Origin of the sequence: Nesterenkonia muleiensis (assembly GCF_003600155.1) — a bacterium.
GTDB lineage: Bacteria > Actinomycetota > Actinomycetes > Actinomycetales > Micrococcaceae > Nesterenkonia > Nesterenkonia muleiensis.
Genome location: NZ_QWLD01000043.1, coordinates 23,155 through 32,828 on the forward strand (window position 1 = coordinate 23,155; position 9,674 = coordinate 32,828).

Consider the following 9,674-nt stretch of genomic DNA (forward strand, 5'->3'; position numbering starts at 1 on the left):
CCTTCACCGCTGATCGGTGAAGTCCTCCGGCGGCAGCCGCTCGGCCCGGCCCTTGGTCGGTCTCTGCCCGCCCCTGCGGTGAGTCAAGGTCTGGGCGATGAAGTAGCTGATGGCACCGACGATGGGCACGAAGGCGATGATCAGCACCCACAGGACGCCCCAGGGGCGCTGATGTCTGGTCTGCGCGTAGATCATCAACGCCGCCACCAGCAGTGCCCCGTAGACGAGCACTCCAATGCGCAACCACCAGGGCACCACCGGCGACCCCGGCGGTGCCTGCTCGGCGAGCAGGGTGAGGACCTCTGCGGCGAGGATGCCAGGGGTGAGAACCTCAGCTGCACTCATGACCTCAGAATACGGGGGCGGCCTGACCGTCGGCTTGGCCTGCGGTGGGAGTCCGGCGGCACCTCAGGCTGTCTGCGGCCACACCGACCGTTCGCGCATGACGTCGGCGAGCGCTTCGGCATCGTCGGTCATGATGCCGTCCACGCCCATGTCCAGCAGCCGGTGCATCTGCGCGGGATCGTTCACCACCCAGACATGGACCTGCAGGCCGGCACGGTGACAGCGCCGCACGAACGTGGGCCGGACAACGGTGATCTTGAACTGCCGGATCGGCACTTGGACGCAGTCGACGCCGGCGATGAGCCGAGAAATCCTGCCGAGTCCGACCAACGGCCCCAGGAACACCATCAGCGCGGTCGAGACCCACCCGCCGGAGGCAGCCACCTTCCGGGAGAGCAGTCGGCTCGCCTGCCGGCGACGCGCGTCCTCGAAGCTGGCCACCAGCACCCGGCCATGGGCTCCGAGCCGCTCCACCACCTCCACGAAATGCGGCACCGACTGCGCATCCTTGAGGTCCACGTTGAAATGCGTCTCCGGCAGCGCCCGCAGGGCGTCCTCGAAGCGCACCAGAGGTTCGCCGGGGTCCGGCGCCGGGGTCGTCCGGGGCTGCGTCCCGGAGGCGGGGTCGCCGGTGACCCGCAGCTGGCTCAGCTGCTCCCAGGTGTGGTCGCAGAGCTTGCCGGTGCCAGTGGTGAGCCGGTCCAGCACCTCATCGTGGAAGATCACCAGCTGACCGTCAGCGGAGGTCCGCACATCTATCTCCAGGTAGCGGAAGCCCAGCTCAACGGCCCGCCGGAAGGCCACCATGGTGTTCTCGCGCCTCGGGTCGGCACCGCGGTGGGCGAAGGCCAGGGGTGCGTGGTGCAGCGCACCGGGTACGGAGTTCAGCAGATAGGGCAGCTGGCGGTAGGGGTGCTCACGGTACGGAACGCGGTCAGGCGGTGTGCCCATCACCTCTCCCCCATCAGATCAACCTGCCGTCCAGCAGCTGTTCGAGCACCTCGGCCACTCCGTCCTCCTCGCAGGAGGTGGTCACCCGGTCCGCGGCGGAGCGGGCCATCGGGTGGGCTGAGCCCACCGCCCAGGAGGTTCCGGCCCATTGCAGCATCTCCACGTCATTGGGCATGTCCCCGAAGGCGATGGTGTGTTCTGCCGCGATGCCCAGTGAATCTGCGTAGCTGCGCAGGGCCTGAGCCTTGTTCACGCCCTTGGAGGAGATCTCCAGCAGGCTGACCCCTGGTGCGGAGTGGGTGACGGTGACCATATGGCCGATCCGGTCCTGTGCGGCAGCGATGAAGGCCTCTGCCTGCATGGAGTGCGTCTTGGCCAGCAGCTTCAGCACCGGGGCCTCCGCCGCTGGATCCGCAGCCCGGAGGGATGAGCGTTCCAGCGTGTCGTCCAGCGGCCCCAGCCGCAGCTCATCATCGCGGATTCCGACGGCACGGCGCCGCTCGTCGTCGAACCACATGGATCCGCGGGCGAAGGACTCTTCCAGGTGCAGCGCCTCAAGGGTCTCCGCGGCGAAGGTGGCGCTGGGATCGAGCTCTGCGATGAGGTCCTTGACCTCGAACACGGTGGGCACAGCCAGCGGCTGGGAGGACAGCGGGCTGTCCGCAGCCAGATCGTAGGTCATGGCTCCGTTGGAGGCGATCACCGGCCCCAGCAGGCCAAGGGTGCTGCTGATCTTCCGCAGCCCGCGCACCGGCCGGCCGGTCACCAGCACCACGGCGACCCCGGCGTCCCGGGCTGCCCGGAACGCCTCCACGGTGCGGGCGGAGAGCTCACCGGTCAGTGACTGGCCGTAGGAGAGGATGGTGCCGTCGACGTCGGTGGCGACAAGCTTCACCGGCGCGCTGCCCCGGACGGGGGTTCCAGCGACGTCGAGCATGGGTGGCTGAGAGATCATATCTATAGAGTAAATGCCTCTACTGGTTCCGGCGGCGGCAGGTGAAGAGCTTCCCCACAAGCAGTGAGCGAGAATTCACCGTTTTTTGTCGATGTCAAAGGTCTTGAGGACGATCTCGAAGCAGGCCGCTGAGAAGTCGCAAGGATCACCACCTAGGTGTGCCGCCCTTAGGCGACCTCCCCGAGCTGATCGAACAGACCATCTGGATCTCCGTGGCTTGGGAGAGGAAAACTCGCCATCATGAGTCAGCACCCCACTTATGGGGGCCGGTTCGCTGCGTTCATGGCAGTGCTGAACTGTGCGCCGCCGATCCCGGTGACCTTCGGAATGGCGATCGCACTCGGAACGCTCTGGGCAGGTTTGGCCAGACTCATCCTGGGGCACTGGCGCGGAGCCGCAGCTTCATCTCAAGGAGCAATGTGGTCTTGAGCGCGGAGAAGGCGAGTTTTCCTGCTGAAGTGATCCTAGAAGGAGTGCTAAAAAGGGACTAGAGTATCTGCTAAAGTAGCAGTAGATATTTTGCTGAAGAGGGACCAGGGTCCACATGAAATACCGAAACCGCCACATTGACCACGTTCTGGATGAGGTGTTCGAAGGTTTGCCCGCAGTCATGCTGACCGGGCCGAGAGCTTGCGGCAAGACCACGACAGCGGCACGGCGCGCAGCCTCGACCCTTCAGCTCGACAGGGCCGGTGTAGCGGAGTTCTTCGAAGGCGCGTCGGATGAAATCTTGGCAGCAAGCCAAGAGCCGGTTCTGCTCGATGAATGGCAGGAGGCTCCTTCATCTATCGGTGCAGTCAAACGCGCTGTGGATTCGGGCGAGGGTGGAGGCCGGTTCCTGGTCACCGGCAGCGTCAGAGCGCGCCTCAGCGGCCAGGTGTGGCCGGGCACGGGCCGAATCGTCCCTCTTCGCATGTATGGGCTCACTCAGGCAGAGCTGGAAGGAAACGCCGATTCAGATCACGTGTATTCGCTGCTCTTCGGCAGCGAAGAGCCTCCTATTGGAGAGTTAAAGGGTGCTCCTTCACTCACTGATTACATCAGGCGTATGGTCCGCGGGGGTTTTCCCGAAGCGGTGGGCATGTCAGATCGGCAGCGCAGGTTCTGGTACTCGGGTTATGTTGAGGAACTCGTTCACCGCGATGTCAACAGCATCGCTGAAGTGCGGGCACCTGAGCGTCTGGCGGCGTTCTTCGAGGCCACAGTCGCTTCAACTGCTGGCATGCCACAGCTAAAGACTCTGATGCGGGCTGCAGATATCTCAGCCAAGACTGCCCGAGCGTACCTGGACCTGCTGGTTGATGTTGGAGTGGTTGACAGATTGCGCCCTTGGCACAGTCGTCATCTCCAGCGCTTGGTGAAAACGCCCAAGATCCATGCCACTGACACCGGACTTGCCGCGGCCGTTCTTCGCACAGATGAATCTTCCTTGCTCCAGAACGCCGATCTTCTGGGTCGATTGCTGGAGACTTTCGCCTATCTGCATATCGCACCAGTTGCACACCTCTCGGAACCACGGTTCTCATGCTTTCACCTGCGCGACACCAACGGGGCGCATGAAGTAGACATTGTCCTTGAAGGGCCAGCCGGGCGCACGGTCGGGATAGAGGTCAAAGCCGCTTCCACGGTCAGGAGGTCTGACGCCAAACATCTACGGTGGATGCGGGAGAAATGTGGAGACGCATTTGTCCGAGGTGTGGTGTTGCACACAGGCACCTACACCCATCGGCTGGATGGCAACATCTGGGCTATGCCGATAGCTCGGCTCTGGCGGTAGCGAGTTGCTGTCTTCACCCGGACTGCATCACCGGCTCCCCAGACTCCCAAGGGTGACAACTCCGCTGGTGCCCACTGGCCATCACACCACGGTGGCCGAGGGGTTGCTCAGCGCCGCGGCGAGCTCCTGGGCCGTCGGCGGTTGGGCGCCGAAGCGGGAGGCGGTGAGTGAGGCGGCTTTGGCGGCGGTGTACAGCACCTCGGCGACGTCGTGCTCGGAGATCTCCTGCAGCGCCTGGCGGTTGGCCGAGCCCAGCAGCCCCCGGGAGCGCAGGCTGGACAGGGTTGCCGCCATGAAGGAGTCCCCGGCACCGACGGTGTCTGCGACATCGATGGAAAAGGCGCTCTGCGCAGCGGAGCCGGAGCGGGTCAGCGCCACCGCCCCGGAAGCTCCGCGCGTCACCGTCACCAGCGCCGGGCCCAGCTCCATCCAGGCGGCCATGGTGTCGTAGTGGCTACGCTCCGGGTAGAGCAACTCCAGGTCGTCGGTGGAGGCTTGGACCACATCGGCCAGTGCGACGAACTCTTCGACCTGCTGGCGGGCCAGCTCGCGGTTGGGGACCAGAGTGGGGCGGTAGTTGGGGTCATAGGAGATGGTGGCCGTCTCACGGAGCTCACCGAACACCGTTTTGACCACTGACGCACCCGGCTGCATGAGCGCGGCCAAGGATCCGGTATGCAGGTGTTCGATATGACCGGCGGCCTCAGTCAGCCTCCCGGTCAGCAGCTCTGCGGCGGGAAGTGACCATTCCAGCGAGAATTCATAGCTGGCCTGCCCGGTCGGGTCCAAGGTGGCGGTGGCCACAGATGTCGGCAGCTCATCAGCCTCAAGCACCGAGGTGATGCCCTGAGCCCTGAGCGCCCGGGCGATCATCCGCCCGTAGTCGTCGTTGCCGTGCCTGCCGGCGAACACGACGTCGTGCTCCATCCGGGCCAGACCCACTGCCACATTCAGCGGGCTGCCCCCCACGTGCGCGGTGGGGGCGGACGTCTCGGACTCGACAACGTCCACCAAGCACTCGCCGATGACTGCTAGGTAGTGATTCACCCCTCTAAACTACCGCACGAACAGCCCCATTGAGCAGTCTCGCGGCTCCCGTACCTGCGGTGGAGGTAATGCGCTGAGGACGGAGAATCGCCGACGCGTTACCTGCACCTGAGTGCTCACAGGCCCGTCTGCTGCAGAGAACAGACCGGCGATCCGCTCAGGTGCTCCGCCACAGCGCATAGCCGCCCAGCAGGTTCTTCACTGGAGCGTCCGGGTAGCGCTGCTTGAGCACCGCCAGGGCCTGGCGCGACCGGATCCCGTGCTCGCAGTAGACCACCGCGGGCGCATCCTCGGTGGCGTCCTTCAGGCCTTCCGGCGGCTGGTCGCTGTGCCAGAGGTCCATCAGCGGGATGTTCAACGCTGATTCGATGCTTCCCGATTGGTGCTCCTCCGGCTCCCGGACATCGACGACGACGCCGACCCTTCCCTGCTGCACTGCTCGCCGGAACTCTGCCGGGGAGAGGTCATCGGCACGCTTGGGCTCCCCGGTGAACGGGTTGAAGTGAATGTCCTCGGTGCCGGCGCCGTCGTCCTGTGCGCCCGGCGCGGTGGATTCACCGGACCCCTGCTCAGCCGCATCTGCTTCCTGCACGTCTGCGCTTCCTGACCTGTCCTGCGACGCCGGCGCCCCGCCGAGGTCAGTGATCCCGGTGCCGATGGTGGTCACCGGTTCCCGCCCGGGGTCGGGGTTGAGCCGGAACTCACCGAAGTGCGAGGTCAGCGCGTCGTAGGTGATCACCCGGCCCAGCAGCGGCTCGCCGATGCCGGCCAGAAACTTGATGGCCTCTGCGGCCATCAGCGAACCGACCACGCCGGGCAGCACGCCGAGCACACCGGCTTCGGCGCAGGTGGGAACCTCCCCGGGGTCCGGGGCCTCGGGATAGAGGTCGCGGTAGGTGGGCCCGCGGCCGGAATGGACCCAGACCTGGTTCAGCCGATTATCCTGATCCACGTCGGACAATGACCAGCCGGTGAAGTCGGGCCGGGACCAGAACAGACTGACCTGGCCGGAGTAACGCAGAATGGAACCGGAGACCAGCGGCTTACCGGCGATCTCACAGGCGTCGGAGACCACGTATCTGGTCTCAAAGTTGTCCGATCCGTCGATCACCAGGTCAGCGGCCTCGACCAGCTGTCGCGCATTGACCCCGGTGATGGGCTCGCGGTGTTCGGTGATCTTCACCTCCGGGTGAAGGCCTCGCATCACCTCTGCGGCGGAGGCTGTCTTCGGTCGGCCGAGGCCGGCTTCGGAGTGAATCACCTGACGGTGGAGGTTGGTCCGGTCGACCACATCGTGATCGATGATGTCGATGTGTCCCACCCCGGCGGCGGCCAGGTAGGTCAGGATGGGGGAGCCGAGCCCGCCGGCTCCGACCACGGCGACGCGCGCATCCAGCAGCCGGGCCTGGGCCTCAATACCGAAGCCGGCCAGGGCGAAGTGGCGCTGGAAGCGTTCGGCCTGGGTCCGGGTGAATTTGCCCAGGGTGCTCATATGTGTATCCCTTCTGGCCAGTCTTCATGCAATTGTTGAGTTTTCAGCGCCCTATAAGGCCCTGATATCCCAACAGCTACCTGATATTGCGTTAGGTGAGGTCTTCCAGCGGGCTGATCCGTCCCTCGGTCGGGGAAGATGCCAGGGCGTGCTCACGCTTGGGGATTCGCCCTGCCCGTGCGCTGTGGAAGCCGGCCTCCACAGCCAGTCGCATGGCCTCAGCCATGGCGGTGGGGTCCTGGGCCCGGGTGACGGCGGAGGCCACCAGCACGGCGTCGCATCCAAGCTCGATGGCAAGTGCGGCCTGGGATGCCGCCCCAATGCCGGCGTCGAGCACCACCGGGACCTTCGCGCGGGAGCAGATCAGTTCAATGTTGTGCGGATTCAGGATGCCCAGACCGGTGCCGATCGGTGAGCCCAGCGGCATCACTGCAGCGGCGCCTGCCTGTTCCAGGCGCACCGCTGCGGCGGGGTCGTCGCTGGTGTAGACCAGTGGAGTGAAGCCCCGGTCGGCCAGCTGTTCGGTGGCCTCCAGGGTTTCGATGACATCGGGCAGCAGCGTGTGCTCATCGGCGATGACCTCGACCTTGATGAGGTCGGTCTCCAGGGCCTCACGCGCCAGCTCAGCGGTGAGGACGGTGTCCTTGACCGTGTAGCAGCCTGCGGTGTTGGGGAGCACATCTATGCGCAGGCCCTCCAGCATGGTGAAGACCGAGGTCTTGGTCTCCGGCGAGTAGCGGCGCATGGCCACTGTGGTCAGCGTGGTGCCCGAGCGCGCCAGCGCCTTCTCCAGGGCGGACAGGTCGGTGATGCCGCCGGTACCCATGATGAGCCTCGACTGGAGGGTGTATTCGCCGATCTGCAGTGGTGGGATATGCATGTCAGCCTCCCTGCACCGCGGTGACGATCTCCAGCTCCGCTGCCTCGGCGAGTACGGCGCCGGACCAGCGGCTGCGCGGGATCACCTCACCTGAGAGAGCAACGGCCACTCCGAGGCGTCCGCCGTCGGTGGGCTTGCCCTCTGCGGTGAGTTCGCGGCCAGTGGTGTGGGCGACGGCGTCGACCACGGTGGCGCCTTCAGCCAGGATGGTCTCGTCGTCATTGATCCGAACAGTTGGCATAGGTCCTCTACAACGATCTCACCGGCCGGGCTGTTCCCGGCTTCAGGTTTGATCTCATTTTATAGAGAGTCTGTGCTGCTTTCGGGAACTCCACGTAGACGGATGCTTTCATCGCGGTGACCGCCAAAGTGCTTATCCGATCATGGGCTTTCTCCCGGAGAACGTCAAGACGGTGATGCCAGCCGTCGGCTTGTGGGCCGCGGCTGGCATCACCGTCCAGTACGTTGCGCTTATTCAGGTGTGGGTTATTGGTTATTCATCGGGACTGAACCGCTCCACCCGCAGAGAACACTCTAAATCGTCCTCGTTCAGATCGAAGTCAGCCTCCCATGAACCGGAATCACCCGCGTCAACGTCATCAACGTTAACCTGGACCAACCCGATCGTTCCCTCTTCTGATCGTACCGAAACGTACACCCGATAGGACTGCAGGTCATCGAGCGGATTAGTGACGGTGCCCTCTGCGATCCAACCAGAGCCCCCGGCTTCGCAAGATTCCACCTCAGCGTCCTCACGTGCACCCGTGAACTCATCCAGCGAGCCCGGGTGATCCGTCACTTCGGTATACGACGAACCCTGCGTGGCTGTCTCCTCAGTGAGGTCGTCGCCTGGATCCTCGTCACCGTTGGAGTCGTCCGACCCACACCCGGTGAGGGTCAGCGCCACGCCCAATCCGGCGCCGACCCACCACCACCAGCCTCTGCGGCGGCTCAACGAAGTGCCTTACGCCGATTGGAGGCGACAAGAGCCAAGCCCAGCATCAGCAGTAGCACGCTGGCCACCAAGACGCTGATTCCTACACCAGTTGTCGCCAAGCTTGGCGGCTTGACGTCCGCCGTCTCAACGATGTCGGAGTCGTCATCGGTCACCGGCTCAAGACCTCCAGGAGGGTTCCCCGTGACAGTCGCGGTGTTGACGACCTCACCGGCATCAACATCAGCCTGGGTGAGAGTGTAGGTCGCCGTCGCGGTGATCGACTCACCCGGCACCAGCACACCCTCAGACTCAGGCCACTCAGCGTAGGCCAGGCCCGACAGACCAGGCAGCGGGTCGCTAATCTCAACGCCAGTCAGAGTCACATTGCCTGTATTGGTCGCAATGAAGTTGTAAGTAATCACGTCGCCGACATTACCTTCATCGCCCTCCTCCAACAAACCTGTCTTGACCAGTTCGACTCCCGGGCCGGGGACGACGGTGTCGACATCTTCGGGATCTTCATCCCCCACCGGCGGACCGGTAGGCGGAGTACCCTCAACCGACCCGAGGTTCGTCACCGAACCGGCATCAACATCAGCCTGGGTGAGGGTGTAAGTCGCCGTCGCGGTGATCGACTCACCCGGCACCAGCACACCCTCAGACTCGGGCCACTCACCATAGGTCAGCTCTGACAGACCAGGCAGCGGATCCGTGATCTCGACATCCGTGAGCGTCACATTGCCGGTATTGGTGGCAGTGAAGGTGTAGGTGATGACATCACCGACCTCACCCTCATCACCATCAGCCAACGAGCCTGACTTGACCAAGCCGATGCTCGGACCGGGTTCTGTCGTGTCCACGACTTCGGGGTCCTCATCATCGACCGGCGGGCCGGTAGGCGGAGTACCCTCAGCGGAACCGAGGTTCGTGACCTCACCGGCATTCGCATCAGCCTGGGTGAGCGTGTAGGTGGCCGTCGCGGTGATCGACTCACCCGGCAACAACGTGCCCTCAGCATCAGGGTTCGGCCACTCACCATAGGTCAGCTCCGACAGACCCGGCAGCGGATCAGTGATCTCCACACCAGTCAGCGTCACATTACCGTCGTTGCTGGCAGTGAAAGTATAGGTGACCACGTCACCGACCTCACCCTCAGCATTCTCGCCCAACACGCCTGTCTTGACCAGGTTGATCGACGGATCAGGGTCGACAGGATCGAATCCTTCTGGGTCCTCATCATCGACCGGAGGACCAGTCGGCGGAGTACCCTCAGCGGACCCGAGGTTCGTG

Annotated in this window: 11 protein-coding genes; 2 read left to right on the top strand and 9 right to left on the bottom strand. The window is 64.3% G+C overall.

Going from position 1 to position 9,674, the window contains the following annotated elements; translation table 11 throughout:
• Positions 1 to 3: 3 nt before the first annotated feature.
• The 3 genes from DVO78_RS13495 to DVO78_RS13505 form a co-directional block, all read right to left on the bottom strand.
• Positions 4 to 345, bottom strand: coding sequence for a PLD nuclease N-terminal domain-containing protein (locus DVO78_RS13495; RefSeq protein WP_120005448.1), 342 nt, complete (start codon positions 343 to 345; stop codon positions 4 to 6).
• A gap of 63 nt (positions 346 to 408) precedes the next feature.
• Positions 409 to 1,296 (bottom strand): glycerophosphodiester phosphodiesterase family protein, encoded by an 888-nt coding sequence (locus tag DVO78_RS13500; RefSeq protein WP_120005450.1) that lies wholly within the window; start codon positions 1,294 to 1,296, stop codon positions 409 to 411.
• A gap of 13 nt (positions 1,297 to 1,309) precedes the next feature.
• Positions 1,310 to 2,251, bottom strand: coding sequence for a Cof-type HAD-IIB family hydrolase (locus DVO78_RS13505; RefSeq protein ID WP_120005452.1), 942 nt, complete (start codon positions 2,249 to 2,251; stop codon positions 1,310 to 1,312).
• 240 nt (positions 2,252 to 2,491) lie between these two features.
• On the opposite strand from DVO78_RS13505, the gene DVO78_RS17605 reads away from it, so the two are divergent.
• Both DVO78_RS17605 and DVO78_RS13510 read left to right on the top strand, forming a co-directional pair.
• Positions 2,492 to 2,680, top strand: a complete 189-nt coding sequence (locus tag DVO78_RS17605; protein WP_157984043.1) for a hypothetical protein — start codon at positions 2,492 to 2,494, stop codon at positions 2,678 to 2,680.
• Between the two features lie 115 nt (positions 2,681 to 2,795).
• Complete coding sequence (locus DVO78_RS13510) at positions 2,796 to 4,028, top strand: ATP-binding protein (RefSeq protein WP_120005454.1); 1,233 nt, start codon at positions 2,796 to 2,798, stop codon at positions 4,026 to 4,028.
• 81 nt (positions 4,029 to 4,109) lie between these two features.
• Here DVO78_RS13510 and DVO78_RS13515 read toward each other — a convergent pair whose 3' ends face one another.
• From DVO78_RS13515 to DVO78_RS13540, 6 genes are all read right to left on the bottom strand, one after another.
• A complete protein-coding gene (locus DVO78_RS13515) occupies positions 4,110 to 5,075 on the bottom strand; it encodes a carbohydrate kinase family protein (protein WP_120005456.1) in 966 nt (321 codons plus the stop codon).
• A gap of 157 nt (positions 5,076 to 5,232) precedes the next feature.
• Positions 5,233 to 6,567 (bottom strand): HesA/MoeB/ThiF family protein, encoded by a 1,335-nt coding sequence (locus tag DVO78_RS13520; RefSeq protein ID WP_120005458.1) that lies wholly within the window; start codon positions 6,565 to 6,567, stop codon positions 5,233 to 5,235.
• A gap of 91 nt (positions 6,568 to 6,658) precedes the next feature.
• On the bottom strand, positions 6,659 to 7,447 hold the full coding sequence (locus DVO78_RS13525) for a thiazole synthase (protein ID WP_120005460.1): 789 nt from the start codon (positions 7,445 to 7,447) through the stop codon (positions 6,659 to 6,661).
• Between the two features lies 1 nt (position 7,448).
• Complete coding sequence (gene thiS / locus DVO78_RS13530) at positions 7,449 to 7,688, bottom strand: sulfur carrier protein ThiS (RefSeq protein WP_120005462.1); 240 nt, start codon at positions 7,686 to 7,688, stop codon at positions 7,449 to 7,451.
• 252 nt (positions 7,689 to 7,940) lie between these two features.
• Positions 7,941 to 8,402 (bottom strand): hypothetical protein, encoded by a 462-nt coding sequence (locus DVO78_RS13535; RefSeq protein WP_157984044.1) that lies wholly within the window; start codon positions 8,400 to 8,402, stop codon positions 7,941 to 7,943.
• Positions 8,399 to 9,674 (bottom strand): DUF7507 domain-containing protein (locus DVO78_RS13540; protein ID WP_120005466.1); only part of this gene is annotated, 1,276 nt, incomplete at its 5' end. The genes DVO78_RS13540 and DVO78_RS13535, both read right to left, overlap by 4 nt.